The organism is Streptomyces sp. 378 (assembly GCF_030124145.1).
Classification (GTDB): domain Bacteria; phylum Actinomycetota; class Actinomycetes; order Streptomycetales; family Streptomycetaceae; genus Streptomyces.
In genome coordinates, this window is record NZ_JASKMS010000012.1 from 110091 (window position 1) to 129935 (window position 19845).

The 19845-nt window shown below is 69.3% G+C and carries 15 protein-coding genes; 1 reads left to right on the forward strand and 14 read right to left on the reverse strand.

The genetic code is table 11. From position 1 onward, the window contains the following. Nucleotides 1–211 precede the first annotated feature (211 nt). The 11 genes from QNO09_RS18450 to QNO09_RS18500 all read right to left on the reverse strand — a co-directional run bounded on the left by QNO09_RS18450 (nucleotide 212) and on the right by QNO09_RS18500 (nucleotide 15639). The gene (locus tag QNO09_RS18450; protein WP_283971291.1) at nucleotides 212–2176 is read right to left on the reverse strand and encodes a TIGR03960 family B12-binding radical SAM protein; all 1965 of its coding nucleotides are present in this window, start codon (nucleotides 2174–2176) and stop codon (nucleotides 212–214) included. Between the two features lie 87 nt (nucleotides 2177–2263). Continuing rightward, entirely contained in the window at nucleotides 2264–3766 is a 1503-nt protein-coding gene (locus QNO09_RS18455; protein ID WP_283971292.1) for a CYTH and CHAD domain-containing protein, read from the reverse strand. A gap of 55 nt (nucleotides 3767–3821) precedes the next feature. Continuing rightward, nucleotides 3822–5024 carry a rod shape-determining protein RodA gene (rodA, locus tag QNO09_RS18460; protein ID WP_283971293.1) on the reverse strand — a complete coding sequence of 401 codons (1203 nt, stop codon included), beginning with the start codon at nucleotides 5022–5024 and terminating at the stop codon, nucleotides 3822–3824. Continuing rightward, nucleotides 5021–7264 (reverse strand): penicillin-binding protein 2, encoded by a 2244-nt coding sequence (gene mrdA, locus QNO09_RS18465; RefSeq protein WP_283971294.1) that lies wholly within the window; start codon nucleotides 7262–7264, stop codon nucleotides 5021–5023. Before mrdA ends, rodA begins: the two co-directional genes overlap by 4 nt. Before the next feature lie 148 nt (nucleotides 7265–7412). Beyond that, entirely contained in the window at nucleotides 7413–8084 is a 672-nt protein-coding gene (mreD, locus tag QNO09_RS18470) for a rod shape-determining protein MreD (RefSeq protein WP_283971295.1), read from the reverse strand. 13 nt (nucleotides 8085–8097) lie between these two features. After that, nucleotides 8098–9045: a rod shape-determining protein MreC gene (gene mreC / locus QNO09_RS18475; RefSeq protein WP_283971296.1), complete on the reverse strand. Its 948-nt coding sequence runs from the start codon at nucleotides 9043–9045 to the stop codon at nucleotides 8098–8100. A gap of 144 nt (nucleotides 9046–9189) precedes the next feature. Continuing rightward, nucleotides 9190–10209 carry a rod shape-determining protein gene (locus QNO09_RS18480; protein ID WP_006133575.1) on the reverse strand — a complete coding sequence of 340 codons (1020 nt, stop codon included), beginning with the start codon at nucleotides 10207–10209 and terminating at the stop codon, nucleotides 9190–9192. A gap of 275 nt (nucleotides 10210–10484) precedes the next feature. After that, nucleotides 10485–10898, reverse strand: a complete 414-nt coding sequence (ndk, locus tag QNO09_RS18485) for a nucleoside-diphosphate kinase (protein WP_283971297.1) — start codon at nucleotides 10896–10898, stop codon at nucleotides 10485–10487. A gap of 65 nt (nucleotides 10899–10963) precedes the next feature. Then, nucleotides 10964–11320, reverse strand: coding sequence for a DUF4233 domain-containing protein (locus tag QNO09_RS18490; protein WP_283971298.1), 357 nt, complete (start codon nucleotides 11318–11320; stop codon nucleotides 10964–10966). Between the two features lie 5 nt (nucleotides 11321–11325). After that, nucleotides 11326–12849, reverse strand: coding sequence for a bifunctional tetrahydrofolate synthase/dihydrofolate synthase (gene folC / locus QNO09_RS18495; RefSeq protein WP_283971299.1), 1524 nt, complete (start codon nucleotides 12847–12849; stop codon nucleotides 11326–11328). 165 nt (nucleotides 12850–13014) lie between these two features. Then, the gene (locus QNO09_RS18500; protein WP_283971300.1) at nucleotides 13015–15639 is read right to left on the reverse strand and encodes a valine--tRNA ligase; all 2625 of its coding nucleotides are present in this window, start codon (nucleotides 15637–15639) and stop codon (nucleotides 13015–13017) included. Nucleotides 15640–15776: 137 nt separating this feature from the next. On the opposite strand from QNO09_RS18500, the gene QNO09_RS18505 reads away from it, so the two are divergent. Next, on the forward strand, nucleotides 15777–16739 hold the full coding sequence (locus QNO09_RS18505) for a hypothetical protein (RefSeq protein ID WP_283971301.1): 963 nt from the start codon (nucleotides 15777–15779) through the stop codon (nucleotides 16737–16739). A 67-nt stretch (nucleotides 16740–16806) separates the two neighbouring features. On the opposite strand, the gene clpX is transcribed toward QNO09_RS18505, so the two are convergent. The 3 genes from clpX to QNO09_RS18520 all read right to left on the reverse strand — a co-directional run bounded on the left by clpX (nucleotide 16807) and on the right by QNO09_RS18520 (nucleotide 19699). Continuing rightward, nucleotides 16807–18096: an ATP-dependent Clp protease ATP-binding subunit ClpX gene (gene clpX, locus QNO09_RS18510; RefSeq protein ID WP_283971302.1), complete on the reverse strand. Its 1290-nt coding sequence runs from the start codon at nucleotides 18094–18096 to the stop codon at nucleotides 16807–16809. 179 nt (nucleotides 18097–18275) lie between these two features. Further along, nucleotides 18276–18983: an ATP-dependent Clp protease proteolytic subunit gene (locus tag QNO09_RS18515; protein ID WP_283971303.1), complete on the reverse strand. Its 708-nt coding sequence runs from the start codon at nucleotides 18981–18983 to the stop codon at nucleotides 18276–18278. A 110-nt stretch (nucleotides 18984–19093) separates the two neighbouring features. Continuing rightward, nucleotides 19094–19699 (reverse strand): ATP-dependent Clp protease proteolytic subunit, encoded by a 606-nt coding sequence (locus QNO09_RS18520; protein WP_030818448.1) that lies wholly within the window; start codon nucleotides 19697–19699, stop codon nucleotides 19094–19096. Nucleotides 19700–19845 lie beyond the last annotated feature (146 nt).

Genomic DNA, 19845 nt, shown 5'->3' on the forward strand with positions numbered 1-19845 from the left:
CAGCACACCGTCTGAACCGGGGGAACCTGGCCGGGTGGGCCCCCCGGGGGAGCGTCGCCAACCCGACCTGCCCAGCGGGTCCCCCGCGAGACGGGTCTCTCACCTCCCGCCACGACCGCGCGTGAGGCGCGACCGCCGACGCCACTGAGCCCCCTCCGGGTCAGAGGGGGCTCAGTAGTCGCCAGAAACGCTTCAGCGAGCGTGGCTCACCTCAGTGCGAGTGACCGCTCGGCTCCGGCGCCACGTTCTTGACCGTCAGAGGCAGCAGCTTCTTCCCGGTCGGACCGATCTGGATGGCCGTGTCCATCTGCGGACACACCCCACAGTCGAAGCACGGCGTCCAGCGGCAGTCGTCGACCTCGGTCTCGTCGAGGGCGTCCTGCCAGTCCTCCCAGAGCCATTCCTTGTCCAGGCCGGAGTCGAGGTGGTCCCAGGGGAGGACCTCCTCGTAGGTGCGCTCGCGGGTGGTGTACCAGTCGACGTCGACACCGAACGGCGCGAGGGCCTTGTCGGCGCAGGCCATCCAGCGGTCGTACGAGAAGTGCTCGCGCCAGCCGTCGAAGCGGCCGCCGTCGTCGTACACCGCGCGGATGACCGCACCGATACGGCGGTCGCCCCGGGAGAGGAGGCCCTCGACGATGCCCGGCTTGCCGTCGTGGTAGCGGAAGCCGATGGAGCGGCCGTACTTCTTGTCGCCGCGGATCTTGTCCCGCAGCTTCTGCAGACGGGCGTCCGTCTCCTCCGCGGAGAGCTGCGGGGCCCACTGGAAGGGCGTGTGCGGCTTGGGGACGAAGCCGCCGATCGAGACCGTGCAGCGGATGTCGTTCGAGCGGGAGACCTCGCGGCCCTTGGCGATCACCCGGGTCGCCATGTCGGCGATCTGGAGGACGTCGTCGTCGGTCTCCGTCGGCAGGCCGCACATGAAGTACAGCTTCACCTGGCGCCAGCCGTTGCCGTACGCGGTGGCGACCGTGCGGATCAGGTCCTCTTCCGAGACCATCTTGTTGATGACCTTGCGGATGCGTTCCGAGCCGCCCTCGGGGGCGAAGGTGAGGCCCGAGCGTCGGCCGTTCCTGGTCAGCTCGTTCGCCAGGTCGATGTTGAAGGCGTCCACGCGGGTGGAGGGCAGCGAGAGGCCGATCTTGTCGTCCTCGTAGCGGTCGGCGAGGCCCTTGGCGATGTCGCCGATCTCCGTGTGGTCGGCCGAGGAGAGGGACAGCAGGCCCACCTCCTCGAAGCCCGTGGCCTTCAGTCCCTGCTCGACCATGTCGCCGATGCCGGTGATGGAGCGCTCGCGCACCGGGCGCGTGATCATGCCGGCCTGGCAGAAACGGCAGCCGCGGGTGCAGCCGCGGAAGATCTCCACCGACATGCGCTCGTGGACCGTCTCGGCCAGCGGGACGAGGGGCTGCTTGGGGTACGGCCACTCGTCGAGGTCCATGACGGTGTGCTTGGAGACCCGCCACGGCACGCCGCTGCGCTTGGGTACGACACGGGCGATACGGCCGTCGGGCAGGTACTCGACGTCGTAGAAGCCCGGGACGTACACCCCGCCCGTCTTCGCCAGGCGGAACAGCAGCTCCTCGCGGCCTCCGGGGCGGCCCTCGGCCTTCCAGGCGCGGACGATGGCGGTGATCTCCAGGACCGCCTGCTCACCGTCCCCGATCACGGCGCAGTCGATGAAGTCGGCGATCGGCTCGGGGTTGAACGCGGCGTGGCCGCCGGCCAGGACGATCGGGTCGTCCAGGCCGCGGTCCTTGGCCTCCAGGGGGATGCCGGCGAGGTCGAGGGCGGCCAGCATGTTCGTGTAGCCCAGCTCCGTGGAGAAGGACAGGCCGAACACGTCGAAGGCCTTCACGGGCCGGTGGCTGTCCACCGTGAACTGCGGGACGTGGTGCTCCCGCATGAGCTCCTCGAGGTCGGGCCACACGCTGTACGTGCGCTCGGCGAGGACGCCCTGCTGCTCGTTGAGCACCTCGTACAGGATCATGACGCCCTGGTTGGGCAGACCGACCTCGTAGGCGTCCGGGTACATGAGCGCCCAGCGGACGTCGCAGGAGTCCCAGGCCTTGACCGTGGAGTTGAGCTCTCCGCCGACGTACTGGATCGGCTTCTGCACATGCGGGAGCAGAGCTTCGAGCTGCGGGAAAACCGACGCAGCGACTTCGGCAGGCATGTCGCGCACCTTCGTGAGCTGGACTGAACTGACAGGGGTGACCATCCAGACTAACGCGATCGCGCGGGGCCTTCGTACGCCCGAAGGTCAGAGGTCCGCCGCACCGTCCTTGATCCCGTCCCAGAACCCGGGCAGTTCGGTCTCCACGCGTGCGGCCCGCTGCTCCTCGCGTTCATGGAGCAGGCCGTAGGTGAAGGCGCTCTCCCCCGCGGCGTGGGCGACCGCCGACAGCTCGCGGAGGGTCCGGCGGGCCATCACGCTGTCCTGGTGTTCGCCGAGCAGGTTTTGCAGCGACTTCATGGACTTGACCATGGTCTTGGCCGCCTTGCCGAGGACGGGTTCGGCCGCCTCCGCGGCGTAGCGGGTGCGCTTGGCCTTCTTGCGGGCCTCGTGCAGCGCGATGTCCCGGTCGGTGCCGGGTCCCAGGTCCGTGCCCTGCTCGATCAGCCGGGACACCTTCCGGAAGTCCTTCCGTACGGCCTTGGCGATCGGCTTGCGGGGCTCCTTGCCGGCCGCCTTCAGCAGCGGCGGGTCGGCGATCAGCGCGTCCAGGGTGTCCAGCAGGGTGAGGTAGCGGCGGGAGTCGAGGACGCCGAGGAGGCGGCCGCGGGCCCCTTTGTGCTCGGCGCCGGACCAGGAGCGCAGGCGCTCGGCGACCGGGCCGCGGATCAGGCCGGCGGGCACCTCGTCGACGGCCGCCGTCAGCCGTTCGGTCAGCACCTCGCGGTCGCGGTCCAGGCCCAGCTCGCCGGCGAGCCACTTCAGCTCGTCGGCGACGGGGTCCGTGACGGTCCGGTCGAGGATCTCGCCGAACGACTTGAAGGTGCTGCGCAGCCGGCGGGTGGCCACGCGCATGCTGTGCACGGAGTCCTCGGCGTCCCGGCGGACGGCGGGGTCGAGCTCGACGATCGCGTCGCGCTGGGTGCGCACGTAGGCGAGCACATGGTCTCCGGCGGTCACCGGTTTACCGGGGGCGGTCGCGCGCCGAGCGACCGGTGCCGTCTCCTGCAGGGCGCGGGCCAGCTTCGACGACGACGCCGAGGGCCGTACGCCCGCCTTGCGCAGCCGCTTCTCCAGCTTGTCGAGGAGGGCCGGGTCCGTTCCGTCGGCGAGTTCCACCTCGATCTCGGTCCAGCGTGCTTCGCCGCCGCGGCCGGTGAGCCGCTCGGCGTGCACGGTGTCCACGCTCATCTCGGCGAGGAGCCGGCCGTCGGCGTCGAGCAGATGGCGAACGTCGCGGTCGGAGCGCAGCCGGACCACCGGGAGCAGCTCGCCGCCGCGGACTCGGGAGCGGACCAGTGAGGTGAGTTCGTCGGGGAGAGTGTCGGAGAGGGGGGCGTGGATCTCGTCGCGGACGTCTTGGGCGACCGGGAACTTGAGGTGCCAGCCCGCGTCGGAACCGCCCGTGCGGCGGCGCAGGGTGACGGACGACGCGGCGAGGCGTTCGTCGAGAGTGTCGTAGTAGGTGGCGTCGAGGTGGGACACCCCCTGGTCGACGACGGCCGCGACCCCGGCCGCTCCGGTGAGGTCGGGTGGCCCGCTGTCGGCCGATTCGTACTTCCGCTCGATCTCGCGCTTGCTGTCCGCCATGCACCGAATCTAGTCGGCCGGGGCGCGGGGCGGCAGAGGGCCACCCCGCGCGGTGTCATGCCGACATCGGTCGTTGCACCCGGATCGACTGCAACAAGCCCACCGCTATCCACACGGCGAACATCGACGATCCGCCGTACGACACGAACGGCAGCGGCAGGCCGGTGACCGGCATGATGCCGAGTGTCATGCCGATGTTCTCGAACGTCTGGAAGGCGAACCAGGCGACGATGCCCGCGGCCACGATCGTGCCGTACAGGTCGGTGGTCTCCCGGGCGATGCGGCAGGCCCGCCACAGGACGATGCCGAGGAGGGCGATGATCAGTCCGCCGCCGAGGAAGCCGAGCTCCTCTCCCGCCACGGTGAAGACGAAGTCCGTCTGCTGTTCCGGTACGAACTGGCCGGTGGTCTGCGAGCCGTGGAAGAGGCCGGAGCCGGTCAGGCCGCCCGATCCGATGGCGATACGGGCCTGGTTGGTGTTGTAGCCGACGCCGGCGGGGTCGAGCTCGGGGTTGGCGAAGGCGGCGAAGCGGGCGATCTGGTAGTCGTCGAGCACGCCGAGCTGCCAGACGGTGACCGCGCCGAGCGTGCCCGCGCCGAGCAGGCCGAAGACCCAGCGGTTGGATGCCCCGGAGGCCAGCAGCACGCCGAGCACGATGATGACCATCACCATGACCGACCCGAGGTCGGGCATCAGCATCACGATCAGCATCGGCACGGCGGCCAGCCCGAGCGCCTGGAGGACCGTGCGGTGGTCGGGGTACTGCTTGTCGCCGGCGTCGACCCGGGCCGCCAGCAGCATGGCCATGCCGAGGATGATCGTGACCTTCACGAATTCCGAGGGCTGGAGCGAGAAGCCGCCGGGCAGCTGGATCCAGGAGTGGGCGCCGTTGATGGTGGAGCCGAGCGGGGTCAGCACCAGCAGGACCAGCAGGACCGAGAGGCCGTACAGGACCGGCACGGCGGTGCGCAGGCCGCGGTGGCCGAGCCAGATCGTGGCGGCCATCAGGGCGAGGCCGATGCCGGTGTTCAGCAGGTGCCGGACGAGGAAGTAGTACGGGTCGCCCTGGTTGAGCTCCGTGCGGTTGCGGGTCGCCGAGTAGACGAGGAGCGTGCCGAGCAGCGACAGGGCCGTCGCCGACAGCAGGATCGGCCAGTCGAGCCGCCGCGCCACCGAGTCACGGGCCAGCAGTCGCGTCCAGCCGGAGCGCTCGGGCCCGTAGCCGGAGACCTGGAAGCTGTTCACACCGCCGGTCATGCTGGCAACCTCCGGCTTCCCCGGCGGCGCCGCTTTCGGGTGTCACGGTTCTCCGGCGTCGGCGGGGCCGCCGTCGCCGGCTGGAGCGGGTCGGCCGGGGCGTTGGGGTCCTTCTTCTTGGCCTGCTGGTCCTTGGCCGGGTCCTTGGAGACCTTCGGGGAGGCGATGGTGCCGTCCGTCTTGACCTTCGGCAGGGCTTTCTGCGGGGTGGGCAGCAGCGCCTTCTTGGGGTCGATGTCGCCGTCCGGGGAGACGCCGTACAGCGCGTTGTAGATGTTGCGGACGGCGGGGCCGGAGGCGCCGGAGCCCGTACCACCCTGGGAGATCGTCATGACGATCGCGTAGTCCTTGGTGTACGTGGCGAACCAGGAGGTCGTCTGCTTGCCGTAGACCTCGGCGGTACCCGTCTTGGCGTGCATCGGGATCTTGTCCTGCGGCCAGCCGCCGAACCTCCAGGCGGCCGTACCGCGGGTGGCGACTCCCGCGAGGGCTTCGCTTATCTCGCTGCGCGTCTTCTGGGTCATCGGGAGCTTGCCGTGCGCCTTGGGCTTGATCGGCGTGACGGTCTTGCCATCGGCGCTGATGACGGCCTTGCCGACCGACGGGGTGTACATCGTGCCGCCGTTGGAGATGGCCGCGTAGATGGTGGCCATCTGGATCGGTGTGACGAGGGTGTCGCCCTGTCCGATGGAGTAGTTGACGGAGTCACCGGCGCGCATGCGGTTGCCTTCGAGGCAGTTCTCGTAGGCGATCTTCTCGGCGTAGCTGCCGTTGCGCTTGCCGGTGCGGCACCAGGCGTCCTTGTTGGCCTTCCAGTAGTCCAGCTTCCACTGGCGGTCGGGGACGCGGCCGGTGACCTCGTTGGGCAGGTCGATGCCGGTCTCCTTGCCGAGGCCGAACTGGTGGGCGGTCTTGTAGAACCAGTCGTTGGCGTTCTTCTTCGGCTTGGTGCCGCCGTCGCGCTTCCACTCCTCGTGGGAGAGCCGGTAGAAGACGGTGTCGCAGGAGACTTCCAGGGCGCGGCCGAGGCTGATCGGGCCGTACCCCTTGGACTCGAAGTTCTTGAAGACCTGGCCGCCGATCGAGTACGAGCTGGAGCACTGGTACGGGCCGTTGAAGGAGTAGCCCGCCTTGACCGCGGCGGCCGTCGGGATGACCTTGAAGATCGAGCCGGGTGCCGACTGGCCCTGGATGGCGCGGTTGAGGAGGGGGTAGTTGGAGGTCTTGCCGGTGAGGCGTGCGTAGTCCTTGGCGGAGATGCCGCCCACCCAGGCGTTGGGGTCGTACGTCGGGTTGGACGCCATGGCGACGACGCGGCCCGTCTTGGCCTCCATGACGACGACGGCTCCGGAGTCCGCCTTGTAGTTCGTGCCGGTGTTCCGGTCGTGCTGCCGGCGGGCCTCCTTCATGGCCTCGTTCAACTGGTACTCGGCGATCCGCTGGACCCGGGAGTCGATGCTGGTGACGAGGTTGTCGCCCGGGTGGGCCGGGTCGGCCTCGGCCTGGCCGATGACCCGGCCGAGGTTGTCGACCTCGTAGCGGGTGACGCCGGCCTTGCCGCGCAGCGCCTTGTCGTACTGGCGCTCCAGGCCGGAGCGGCCGACCTGGTCGGAGCGCAGGTACGGCGAGTTGGTGTTCTGCGCCTTCTTGATCTCCTCGTCGGTGACCGGCGAGAGGTAGCCGAGGACCTGGGCGGTGTTGGCCTTGCCGGGGCTCGGATAGCGGCGCACGGCTTCCGGCTCGGCGGTGATGCCGGGGAAGTCCTCGGCGCGCTCGCGGATCTGCAGGGCCTGCTTGGCGGTGGCCTCGTCGGTGATGGGGATGGGCTGGTACGGCGAGCCGTTCCAGCATGGCTGCGGCGTCTCGGCGTCGCACAGCCGGACCTTCTCCTGGACTTCCTTGGGCGTCATGCCCAGGACCCCGGCGAGCTTGGTGAGGACGTCCTTGCCGTCGTCCTTCATCTTCAGCAGGTCGGTGCGCGAGGCGGAGACCACCAGCCGCGTCTCGTTGTCCGCCAGGGCCACGCCGCGGGCGTCCAGGATGGAGCCGCGGACGGCCGGCTGGACGACCTGCTGGACGTGGTTCCCCGAGGCCTCCTTGGCGTAGGCCGCGCCCTCACGGATCTGGAGGTACCACAGGCGGCCGCCGAGGGTGAGCAGGAGGGAGAGGACGAGGACCTGGATGACGACGAGCCGGATCTGGACCCGTGAATTCCGGCCGGTCTCGGGAATGTTGGTCACTGCGGCTGCCTCCCCCTCTCGGTGCGCGTACAGATGTGCGGGTGTGACGGTGCGTCGGGGCACGGATGTGCGGATACGAGTGAGGAACGACGGGCCCACGCGTCGGCGTTCCTACGGGAGTGACCCGTTCGGGTGATCTTCCCTGCGGTCACAGCCGCTTGACCCCCTTGATGCGCCCGGCGCGCGCCATCCGCGCCCGGGCCGCCCTCATCCGCATCCCGTTGCGCTGGCCGCCGGTCTTCAGTCCGGTGCCGCCGGCGAGCCAGCCGGAGGAGATGTCCGCGGCCTTGGCGGCGGAGCCGGTCTCGGCGAGCGGATCGTTCTCCGCGCGTCGGGCCAGGGCCATGATCCCCGGCACGACGAACGGGGCGAGCAGCAGGTCGTACAGGGCGGCCGTGAACAGCAGGCTGCCGAGGCCCACATGGCGGGCGGCGTCGTCACCGACCAGGGCGCCGACCCCGGCGTACAGCAGGGTGGAGCCGACCGCGGCGGCCGCCACCACGACCATGGGGCCGGTCGCGGACTTCAGCTGGCCCGTCTCGGGCTTCACGAGGCCCGCGAGGTAGCCGATGACGCACAGCACGAGGGCGTAGCGCCCGGCGGCGTGGTCGGCGGGCGGGGCCAGGTCGGCGAGCAGGCCCGCCCCGAAGCCGACCAGGGCGCCGCCCACATGCCCGTACACCAGCGCGAGGCCGAGCACGGTGAGCAGCAGCAGGTCGGGCACGGCGCCGGGCAGGTGGAGGCGGGCGAGGACGCTCACCTGGATCACCAGGGCGACGACGACCAGGGCGGAGGAGAGCAGGATCCGGTTGACGCGCATGGGGTGACAGCTCCTACTGCTCTTGCTGGTTCTGGCCGTCCACGGGCGCCTCGGCCGACGGCGTCACGGTCACCGTGACCGTCGGCCGGGGGGTCGGCTTGGGCTTGGGCGGGAGGACCGTGTCACGCGGGTCCTTCTTCGGGGCCTCGACGACGACACCGACGATGTCGAGCTTGGTGAAACCGACGTACGGCGTGACGTAGAGCGTGCGGGTCAGGCCGCCGCCGGAGGGGTCGACGCGGGAGACCACACCGACGGGTACCCCGGGTACGAACGGCCGGTCGGCCTGCGAGCCGAAGGTGACCAGGCGGTCGCCCTTCTTCACTTCGGCCTTGCCGTTGAGGAGTTCGACGCGCAGCGGGCGGTCCCCCTGCCCGGAGGCGAAGCCGAGCTCGTCGCCGGACTCCATGCGGGTGCCGACCGTGAAGTCGGGGTCGCTGGCCAGCAGGACCGTGGCCGTGTCGGGGCCGACGGTGGTGACGCGACCGACGAGTCCCTCGCCGTTCAGGACGGTCATGTCGCGCTTGATGCCGTCCCTGGCGCCCACGTCGATGGTGATGGTCCAGGAGAAGCCCTGCGCGGCTCCGATGGCGATGACCTGGGCGCCCTTGATGCCGTACTGGCCCCGGCCGGCGATCTTCAGCATCTTGTCGAGCTGCTCGAGGCGGCTGCGGCTGCGGTCGTCGCTGCCGAGCCGCGCCTTCAGGGCCGCGTTCTCCTGTTCCAGCGCGGCGAGCCGGTCGTGCCGTTCACCGGAGTCGCGGATGGCGGAGACCGCGTTGCCGACCGGGTCGACCGCGGCCGAGACGCCGCTCTCGATCGGGCCGAAGACCGTCGCCGCGCCCTGTCGGGCACCGTCGACGGGTGAGTCCTCCCCACCGCGGATGTCCACCGTGATCAACGCGAACGCGACGGCGATCAGCAGCACCAGGAGCAGCCGGCTCTCTCGTGTGTCCCTCACGTGCGGCGGCCGTGCCCTTCCTCATAGGAATTCGGGAAGCCCCAGGGAAACCCGAGGGGCTGCTTTGTGGGAGCTTATGCAGCTGTATCAACGATCCGCCGTACGAGAGGAGATCGTCCCGTACGGCGGAATCGAAGCGTTATGTCATCTGCGCGGCTGGGCGTCCAGCACCTGCTGGAGCGCCTCGAACTCCTCGACGCACTTTCCGGATCCGAGCGCCACGCTGTCCAGCGGGTCCTCGGCGATGTGGATCGGCATACCGGTCTCCCGGCGCAGCCGCTCGTCGAGGCCTCGCAGCAGCGCTCCGCCGCCGGTCAGAACGATTCCTCGGTCCATGATGTCGCCGGACAGCTCCGGCGGACACTTGTCGAGGGTCGTCTTGACGGCGTCGACGATCGCGTTGACCGGCTCCTCGATGGCCTTGCGGACTTCGGCGGCGGAGATGACGACGGTCTTCGGCAGCCCGGACACCAGGTCCCGCCCGCGGATTTCGGTGTGCTCGTCGGTGTCGAGGTCGTACGCCGAACCGATCGTGATCTTGATCTGCTCGGCCGTGCGCTCACCCAGCAGGAGGGAGTACTCCTTCTTGATGTGCTGGATGATCGCGTTGTCCAGTTCGTCGCCCGCGACACGGATGGACTGGGCGGTGACGATGCCGCCGAGGGAGATGACCGCGACCTCCGTGGTGCCGCCGCCGATGTCGACCACCATGTTGCCCGTGGCCTCGTGGACCGGCAGGCCGGAGCCGATGGCCGCGGCCATGGGCTCCTCGATGATGTGCACCTGCCGGGCGCCGGCCTGGGACGACGCCTCGATGACGGCGCGGCGCTCGACGCCCGTGATGCCCGAGGGCACACAGACGACGACCCGCGGACGAGCCAGATACCGCCGCTTGTGGATCTTCAGAATGAAGTAGCGGAGCATCCGCTCGGTGATCTCGAAGTCGGCGATCACGCCGTCCTTCAGCGGACGAACGGCAACGATGTTGCCGGGTGTGCGCCCGATCATCTTCTTCGCTTCGGCGCCGACCGCGAGGATGCCACCGGTGTTGGTGTTGATCGCGACGACGGACGGCTCGTTGAGTACGATCCCGCGACCCCTGACGTACACCAGCGTGTTGGCGGTCCCGAGGTCGACAGCCATGTCACGGCCGATGAACGACATTGAGTTCCCCATCAGGATTCGTCTGGCCTTCCCACTGGCTTTTGAGGGCTTTTCAGGTAGGCAAAGGTGGGTGCTGTGACGTGAAGGCTTCCATCGTAGACGCGCCTTCGCGAACACTGCGGGAGGGTCTCCGCCATTGTCAGCAGATGCCGACCGCATTCGCTTCTGGAGACGGGCGTTCGGGGCCCATCGTTCCCTCGATCGCCACCCATACGCCGCACAGTCCGGGGGTCTGCGCCCCCGGACCCGACGTATGTGCTGGTGAGGTGTGGACGCTATGCCCGACCGGGGAAGAAAATCTTCACCTCGCGCTCGGCGGACTCCTCGGAGTCGGAGGCGTGGATCAGGTTCTCCCGGACGATCACCCCGTAGTCACCGCGGATGGAACCGGGCGCCGCGGCGATCGGGTCGGTCGGGCCGGTCAGCTGGCGGACCCCCTCGATGACCCGCTCACCCTCGACGATCAGCGCCACGACCGGGCCGGAGGCCATGAACTCCACCAGCGGCTCGTAGAAGGGCTTGCCCTTGTGCTCGCCGTAGTGCTGCTCCAGCGTGTCCTGGTCCAGGGTGCGCAGCTCCAGCGCGGTGATCCGCCAGCCCGCCTTGCGCTCGATGCGGCTGATGATCTCGCCTGTCAGGCCTCGACGGACGGCGTCGGGCTTGAGGAGGACGAGGGTGCGCTGGCTCACGACGGGCTCCTTATGGGTGAAGGTCTTGCGGTGGGACGAGATTACCCGGCGTGTCGGGGCGCCCGTTACGCAGCGTCAGGCGTGGAGGAGTTCGCCTGCGCCGCGAATCTGGCCTTCGCCTCGTCCACCTTCCGCCCGTAGTGCACGGACGCCCACCACAGCGCCGCGAAGATCGCGCCCAGGAAGTACATGGTCGGCACGATGAACCCGGACGCGATGAGCGCGATCTGCAGCGCCCAGCCGAGGGCGACCCCGCCCGGGCGCGTCACCAGGCCGCACAGCACCAGGCACAGGAACATCGCGATGCCGCTGACCGTCCACACGGTCGTCATGGACAGGTCCGGGTCCTTCATGGCGACCAGACCGGCGAACCCGATGACGAAGAACTCGCCGATCAGGGTCGAAGAACACAGCGTGCGCACGTGACTCAGCCTCTCCCCAGAAGCAGTCGGGCCTCGCCGACGGTGATGACGGAACCGGTGACGAGCACACCGCCGCCCGCGAACTCGCCCTCCTCCTCGGCCAGGGTGATCGCGGCCTCCAGCGCGTCGGGCAGCCGCGGCTCGACCTGGACGCGCTCCTCGCCGAACACCTCCACGGCGATACCGGCGAGCTCGTCGGCGTCCATCGCGCGGTGGCTGGAGTTCTGCGTGACCACGACTTCGGCGAACACCGGCTCGAAGGCCTCCAGCAGCCCCCGCACGTTCTTGTCGCCGCTCGCGCCGACCACGCCGATGAGACGGCTGAACTGGAAGGCCTCCCCGATCGCCTCGGCCGCCGCCCGGGCACCCGCCGGGTTGTGGGCGGCGTCCAGCACGACCGTCGGCGACCGCCGCACGACCTCCAGCCGGCCCGGCGAGGCGACGGCCGCGAACGCCTTGCGGACCGTGTCGAGGTCCAGCGCGTCGGGCCGCTGCGCGCCGACACCGAAGAACGCCTCGACGGCGGCGAGCGCGACGGCCGCGTTGTGCGCCTGGTGCGCGCCGTGCAGCGGCAGGTACACCTCGGGGTACTCGCCGCCGAGCCCGCGCAGCGTCACCAGCTGCCCGCCGACGGCCACCTGCCGCTCGACGACACCGAACTCCAGCCCCTCCCGGGCCACCGTCGCGTCCACCTCGACGGCCTTCTTCAGCAGCACCTGGGCGGCGTCGACCGGCTGCTGCGCCATGATGACCGTCGCACCCTGCTTGATGATGCCGGCCTTCTCCGCGGCGATCTCGGCGTGCGTGGAGCCGAGCCGGTCGGTGTGGTCGAGGTCTATGGGCGTGACCACGGCGACATCCCCGTCGATCACATTCGTGGCGTCCCAGGAGCCACCCATGCCGACCTCGACGACGCCGACGTCCACGGGGGCGTCGGCGAACGCCGCGTACGCCATGCCGGTGAGCACCTCGAAGAACGACAGCCGGTACTCCTGCGCGGCGTCGACCATCTCCACGTACGGCTTGACGTCCTGGTACGTCTCGATGAACCGCTCGGGCGCGATGGGGGCCCCGTCGAGGCTGATGCGCTCGGTGATCGACTGCACGTGCGGCGAGGTGTAGCGGCCGGTGCGCAGCTCGAAGGCGCCGAGCAGGGCCTCGATCATGCGGGCCGTGGAGGTCTTGCCGTTCGTGCCCGTGATGTGGATCGACGGGTACGACCGCTGCGGCTCCCCCAGCACGTCCATCAGCGCGGCGATACGGCTGACGGAGGGTTCCAGCTTGGTCTCGCCCCAGCGGGTGGCGAGCTCTGTCTCCACCTCGCGCAGGGCCTTGTCGACCTCGGGGTCGGCGGGGCGCGCGGGGATGTCGGCGTCGGGCGGGCCGCCCTGGGTGCGCAGGGTTCGGCTGCCGGCTTCGATGACCGCGAGGTCGGGGTCGCGGTCGGTCTCCTCCGCGATGATCTCGTCGAAGGCGGTGAGGGGGTCGGGCTGGTCGTCGGCGTTGTGGTCTGGAGGGAGCTCGCTCACGGGGCCCAGTCTACGGAGACCGACTGACATTGCTTGCGGTGGCTTATGTCCCTGAGCGGCTGCGGGTCCGTGGGGGTCGCTCGCGCGGTTCCCCGCGCCCCCGAACCGCGTGCAGGCCCCGGCGCTGAGCAGCATCGGGGCCTGCACGACCGACCGTACGCACCCTTACGCCTGCGGCAGGCGCTCCAGCTGGGACTGGATGCGGGCGATGTCCTCGTCCGCCTTGGTGAGGCGGGTGCGGATCTTGTCCACGACGTGGTCGGGGGCCTTCGCCAGGAACGCCTCGTTGCCGAGTTTGGCGTTGGCCTGGGACTTCTCCTTCTCCGCCGCGGCGAGGTCCTTGGCCAGGCGCTTGCGCTCCGCGGCCACGTCGATCGTGCCGGAGAGGTCCAGGGCGACCTCGGCACCGGCGACCGGGAGGGTCGCGGTGGCCGTGAAGGCCTCTCCCTCCGGCTGGAGGCGGAGCAGCTGGCGGATGGCCGCCTCGTGGGGCGCGAACGGGGTGCCGTCGAGGGCCAGCCGGGCCGGGACCCGCTGGCCGGGCTGGAGACCCTGGTCGGCGCGGAAGCGGCGGACCTCGGTGATGACCGACTGGAGGCTCTCGATCTCGCGCTCGGCGTCGGCGTCCCGGAAGCCACTGTCCTTCGGCCAGTCGGCGATGACGACCGACTCGCCGCCGGTGAGCGTGGTCCAGAGGGTCTCGGTGACGTACGGGACCACCGGGTGCAGCAGCTTCAGCGTGACGTCGAGGACCTCGCCGAGGACCCGCTGAGAGACCTCGGCCGCCTCGCCGCCCGCCTGGAACGTCGTCTTGGACAGCTCGACGTACCAGTCGAAGACCTCGTCCCACGCGAAGTGGAACAGGGCGTCGGAGAGCTTCGCGAACTGGTAGTCCTCGTAGAACGCGTCGACCTCGGCGACGACGGAGTTCAGGCGGGACAGGATCCACCGGTCGGTCGCCGACATCTTGGAGGCGTCCGGCAGCGGCCCCTCGATCGTCGCGCCGTTCATCATCGCGAAGCGCGTCGCGTTCCAGATCTTGTTGGCGAAGTTGCGGGAGCCCTGGACCCAGTCCTCCCCGATCGGGACGTCGACGCCCGGGTTGGCGCCGCGGGCGAGGGTGAAGCGCAGGGCGTCGGAGCCGTACTTGTCCATCCAGTCCAGCGGGTTGACCGCGTTGCCGAATGACTTCGACATCTTCTTGCCGAACTGGTCGCGGACCATGCCGTGCAGGGCGATGGTGTGGAACGGCGGGGTGCCGTCCATCGCGTACAGGCCGAACATCATCATCCGGGCGACCCAGAAGAAGAGGATGTCGTAGCCCGTGACCAGGACCGAGTTCGGGTAGAACTTCGCGAGCGACTCGGTCTGTTCGGGCCAGCCGAGCGTGGAGAACGGCCACAGGCCGGAGGAGAACCAGGTGTCGAGGACGTCGGTGTCCTGGCGCCAGCCCTCGCCGCTCGGCGGCTCCTCGTCCGGGCCGACGCAGACGACCTCGCCGTTGGGGCCGTACCAGACCGGGATGCGGTGGCCCCACCACAACTGCCGCGAGATGCACCAGTCGTGGAGGTTGTCGACCCAGTCGAAGTAGCGCTTCTCCATCTCCTGCGGGTGGATCTTGACGCGCCCGTCGCGGACCGCGTCACCGGCGGCCTTCGCGAGCGGGCCGACCTTGACCCACCACTGCATGGACAGGCGCGGCTCGATCGTCGTCTTGCAGCGCGAGCAGTGGCCGACGGAGTGGACGTAGGGCCGCTTCTCCGCGACGATCCGGCCCTCGGCGCGCAGCGCGGCGACGATCGCCGAGCGGGCCTCCAGCCGGTCCAGGCCCTGGAAGGGACCGTGGGCGGTGATGACCGCGTGCTCGTCCATGATCGTCAGGGCGGGGAGGCCGTGGCGCTGGCCGATCTCGAAGTCGTTCGGGTCGTGCGCCGGGGTGACCTTGACGGCACCCGTGCCGAACTCGGGGTCGACGTGCTCGTCGGCGACGACCGGGATGGAGCGGTCGGTCAGCGGCAGCTTGACCAGCTTGCCGACCAGGTGCTTGTACCGCTCGTCCCCGGGATGGACGGCGACGGCCGTGTCCCCGAGCATCGTCTCGGCGCGGGTGGTGGCGACGACGATGGTGTCGTCCCCGTCGCCGTACTTCATGGAGACGAGCTCGCCGTCGTCGTCCTGGTAATCGACCTCGATGTCCGAGATGGCCGTCAGACAGCGCGGGCACCAGTTGATGATGCGCTCGGCGCGGTAGATCAGCTCGTCGTCGTAGAGGCGCTTGAAGATGGTCTGGACGGCCTGGGACAGGCCCTCGTCCATCGTGAAGCGCTCGCGCGACCAGGCGACGCCGTCGCCCAACCGCCGCATCTGGCCGCTGATCTGCCCGCCGGACTCGCCCTTCCACTGCCAGACGCGCTCGACGAACGGCTCACGGCCCAGGTCGTGGCGGGACTTGCCCTCCTTGGCGAGCTCCCGCTCGACGACGTTCTGCGTGGCGATACCGGCGTGGTCCATGCCCGGCTGCCACAGCGTCTCGTACCCCTGCATGCGCTTGCGGCGGGTCAGGGCGTCGATGAGCGTGTGCTCGAAGGCGTGCCCCAGGTGGAGCGAGCCCGTGACGTTCGGCGGCGGGATGACGATGGTGTAGGGCGGCTTCTCGCTCTTCTCGTCCGCCTCGAAGTAACCCCGCTCCACCCAGCGCTCGTACAGCGGCCCCTCCACGTCGGCCGGCGCGTACTGGGTCGGCAGGTCGGTGCTGGGCGCTGGTGGCTGCTGCTGAGCGTTCTCGGTCACGGGGTCAGTTTAGAGGTGTCACCGGCCCGTACCGAAACGCGTTTGCTTCGTAACGATGGGCCCCCCGATGCCATGCACACGGCGGGTCTGCGCCAGGATGACCGGAAGACACACGCATCTGGAGGGGAACCCAGAACATGAGTTACAACCAGCCGGGCCCGTACGGCGGGCAGCCCCAGCAGCCCGGCCCGTACGGCCAGCCGGGCCCGTACGGCCAGCCGCCGCAGGCGCCCCAGCCCGGCTACGGCTACCCCCAGCAGGCCCCTCCGCCCCAGCCCGGCTACGGCTACCCGCAGCAGCCCCCGCAGGGCGTCCCGCCCCAGCAGGCCCCTTACGGTCAGCAGCCCCCGTACGGCCAGCAACCGCCCTACGGCCAGGCCCCCTACGGCGTCCCCCACCCCCCGGCTCCCGGTGGCGGCAAGAAGAAGACGGGCCTGATCATCGGCGCGGTCGCGGTCGTGGCGGCGATCGGCGTGGGCGCGTACTTCGTGATCGGCGGAGGCGGCGGCGCGGGCGCCCTGGAGGACGACGGCCCGCACAAGCTGGCGACTCCGGCGAAGGTGCTGAGCGAGTACAACCGCATGTCGAAGGACGGGGCGACCGCGGGCGACGACTCCACCAGGGAACTGGAGAAGAGCGGCGTCAAGAACGGCAAGTCGGTGCTGGGCACCTACTCCACGGTGGACATCAGCAAGTACGACCCCAACGACCCGTCGTCCGCCGCCTCGCTGGCCACGGCCAAGACCGCCTCGTTCTTCGGGGTCTACGGCGAGATCTCCGACCCCGAGGCGGCCCTGGACACGTTCTTCGCCAACTTCAAGAAGTCGTCCGAGAAGGAATCCTCCGGCAGCACCGGCCCCAAGACGGAACTGATCGGTGAGCCGGAGGAGGCTGACCTCGACGGGGCGGTCATGAAGTGCCAGGCGGCCAAGGGGCAGGACCTGGTGACCAAGAAGGAACAGACCAACTGGTTCTGCGCCTGGGCGGACTACAGCACGATCGCCGTGGTCTCGTCCCGTGAGGCCACTCAGGAGACCAGCAAGGACGCCGCCGTCGACATCACCACCAAGATCCGCCCGGAGATCCGCGTCAAGGCCTGACGACGCCGAAGACACAAAGAGGAAGGGGCCACGGTCGTCGACCGGGGCCCCTTCCCTTACGCCTGTGTCACGCCGTCTTCTGCTCGCCCGGGCCGCGTCCGTTGCGCGCGTCCCGCGGGATCAGGGTCGGGTTGACGTTCGACTGGACGACGTCCGCCGTGATGACGACCCGGGCCACGTCCTTGCGGGACGGCACCTCGTACATCACGCCCTGGAGGACTTCCTCCATGATGGCGCGCAGGCCACGCGCGCCGGTCTGGCGGAGGATGGCCTGGTCGGCGATGGCTTCGAGGGCCTCGCGCTCGAAGTCCAGCTCCACGCCGTCGAGTTCGAAGAGGCGCTGGTACTGCTTGACGAGCGCGTTGCGCGGCTCGACGAGGATCTGGAGCAGGGCCTCACGGTCGAGGTTGTGGACCGAGGTGATGACCGGCAGGCGGCCGATGAACTCGGGGATCATGCCGAACTTGACCAGGTCCTCCGGCATGACCTCCTGGAACTGGTCCTTGGACTCCATCTCGCGCTTGGAGCGGATCTGCGCGCCGAAGCCGATGCCCTTGGCGCCGGCCCGGGACTCGATGATCTTCTCCAGTCCGGCGAAGGCACCGCCCACGATGAACAGCACGTTCGTCGTGTCGATCTGGATGAATTCCTGGTGGGGGTGCTTACGGCCGCCCTGCGGCGGAACCGAGGCGGTGGTGCCCTCCAGGATCTTCAGCAGGGCCTGCTGGACGCCCTCGCCCGAGACGTCGCGCGTGATCGAGGGGTTTTCACTCTTCCTCGCGACCTTGTCGATCTCGTCGATGTAGATGATCCCGGTCTCGGCCTTCTTGACGTCGTAGTCGGCCGCCTGGATCAGCTTGAGCAGGATGTTCTCGACATCCTCGCCGACGTAACCGGCCTCCGTGAGAGCCGTGGCGTCGGCGATCGCGAAGGGGACGTTCAGCATGCGCGCGAGGGTCTGCGCGAGGAGGGTCTTGCCGGAGCCCGTGGGGCCCAGGAGCAGAATATTCGACTTCGCCAACTCGATGGCGTCGTCACGGCCGTTCGCCCCGCCGTTCTCGCCGGCCTGGACCCGCTTGTAGTGGTTGTACACCGCTACGGAGAGGGCCTTCTTGGCGGCCTCCTGGCCGACCACGTAGCCCTCGAGGAACTCGTAGATCTCGCGCGGCTTCGGGAGTTCCTCCCAGCGGACCTCGCTGGTCTCCGCGAGTTCTTCCTCGATGATCTCGTTGCAGAGGTCGATGCACTCGTCGCAGATGTACACACCGGGCCCTGCGATGAGCTTCTTGACCTGCTTCTGGCTCTTGCCGCAGAACGAGCACTTGAGCAGATCGCCGCCGTCACCGATGCGTGCCACGGTGTGCTTCCCCTTCGCCTGGGAGACTCCTGGACGCGACGTCCAGCGGACTCCTGGTGCTGCCTTATGTCCGACGGTACCTTGCCGGGCCACCCGTCCGGCCCCCCTTGGCGCGGTTCGCTTTGACGTGAACCGAGCCAAACCATGCCAAGGGGCGGCAGACGATACAGCCTCTCGCCTCAGCGCAGGCTCGAGTTGTCCATCTTCCGGGTGCTGATGACCTGGTCGATCAGGCCGTAGCTCAGCGCGTCCTCGGCCGTGAGGATCTTGTCGCGCTCGATGTCCTCGCGGATCTTCTCGACCGGCGTGGTGGAGTGCTTGGCCAGCATGTCCTCCAGCTGCGCGCGCATCCGGAGGATCTCGTTCGCGGCGATCTCCAGGTCGGAGACCTGACCGCGGCCGGTCTCGCTGTACGGCTGGTGGATCAGCACCCGCGCGTTCGGCAGGGCCATGCGCTTGCCCGGCGTACCGGCAGCCAGCAGGATCGCGGCGGCGGAGGCCGCCTGGCCCATGCAGACCGTCTGGATGTCCGGCTTCACGTACTGCATCGTGTCGTAGATCGCGGTGAGCGCCGTGAAGGAGCCGCCGGGGCTGTTGATGTAGACCGAGATGTCACGGTCGGGGTCCATCGACTCCAGGCACAGCAGCTGCGCCATGACGTCGTTGGCGGAGGCGTCGTCGATCTGGACGCCGAGGAAGATCACGCGCTCCTCGAAGAGCTTCGCGTACGGGTCGTACTCGCGGATGCCCTGGGAGGTGCGCTCGACGAAGCGCGGAATGATGTAGCGGGACTCGGCCTGCGGGCCGGTGTAGCGGCCCTGCGAGTCGCTCATGTCCTGCACGGCGGGCTGGCGGTCGTAGATCCCACTGCCGGGGAACTGGTTCACGGTGTCTCCTGATAGGGGCTGAGGCGGTCGGCTGGGGCTTTCTGGGGTCGCTGGGGGCCCGGGAGGGCTCCGTGGGCCTCACGGGGCGCCACAGGCCCCGTGGGGACCGCTCAGGCCCCGGTGCCGCCGCCGCCCGGCATGCCTGCGGCCGTGGGGATGACGTCGTCGATGAGGCCGTACTCCTTGGCCTCGAAGGCGTCGAACCAGCGGTCGCGGTCCGAGTCGCGGGTGATCTGCTCGACCGACTGGCCGGTGTGCTGCGAGGTCAGCTCGGCCATGCGCTTCTTGGTGTGCAGCAGCCGCTCGGCGTGGATCTTGATGTCCGAGGCCGAGCCGGCGAGGCCGGCGGAGGGCTGGTGGATCAGGATCTCGGCGTTCGGCAGCGCGAAACGCTTGCCGGGGGTGCCGGCGCTGAGCAGGAACTGGCCCATCGAGGCCGCGAGGCCCATGGCGATGGTCACCACGTCGTTCTTGATGAACTGCATGGTGTCGTAGATCGCCATGCCGGCCGTGATGGAACCGCCGGGGCTGTTGATGTACAGGTAGATGTCCTTGTCCGGGTCGGCGGCAAGGAGCAGCAGCTGCGCGGTGATCTTGTTCGCGATGTCGTCGTCGACCGGCTGGCCGAGGAAGATGATCCGCTCGTTGAGCAGCCGGTTGTAGACCTGGTCACCGAGGCCACCACCGATGGAAGGCTCGCCGGCGGCTGAAGGCATCAGATTCGTCACGTATCCACCTGCTCGTCTTACGACGGCGCCGGGCCGTCTCACGTTTCCCTAGGGGCTAGGAGCCGTTCGGGGACTCCACTGCCCTCGTATTCATGGACCCTAACGCGCGGGTCCCTTCGGGGAATCCCGGAGAT

Excerpts from the sequence above, each read along its gene's own strand:
- QNO09_RS18505 (WP_283971301.1), top strand. The coding sequence starts at position 15,777 with ATGAGTTACAACCAGCCGGGCCCGTACGGCGGGCAGCCCCAGCAGCCC.
- QNO09_RS18450 (WP_283971291.1), bottom strand. The coding sequence starts at position 2,176 with ATGCCTGCCGAAGTCGCTGCGTCGGTTTTCCCGCAGCTCGAAGCTCTG.
- QNO09_RS18520 (WP_030818448.1), bottom strand. The coding sequence starts at position 19,699 with ATGCCTTCAGCCGCCGGCGAGCCTTCCATCGGTGGTGGCCTCGGTGAC.
- mreD (WP_283971295.1), bottom strand. The coding sequence starts at position 8,084 with ATGCGCGTCAACCGGATCCTGCTCTCCTCCGCCCTGGTCGTCGTCGCC.
- QNO09_RS18480 (WP_006133575.1), bottom strand. The coding sequence starts at position 10,209 with ATGTCGTTCATCGGCCGTGACATGGCTGTCGACCTCGGGACCGCCAAC.
- QNO09_RS18455 (WP_283971292.1), bottom strand. The coding sequence starts at position 3,766 with ATGGCGGACAGCAAGCGCGAGATCGAGCGGAAGTACGAATCGGCCGAC.
- rodA (WP_283971293.1), bottom strand. The coding sequence starts at position 5,024 with ATGACCGGCGGTGTGAACAGCTTCCAGGTCTCCGGCTACGGGCCCGAG.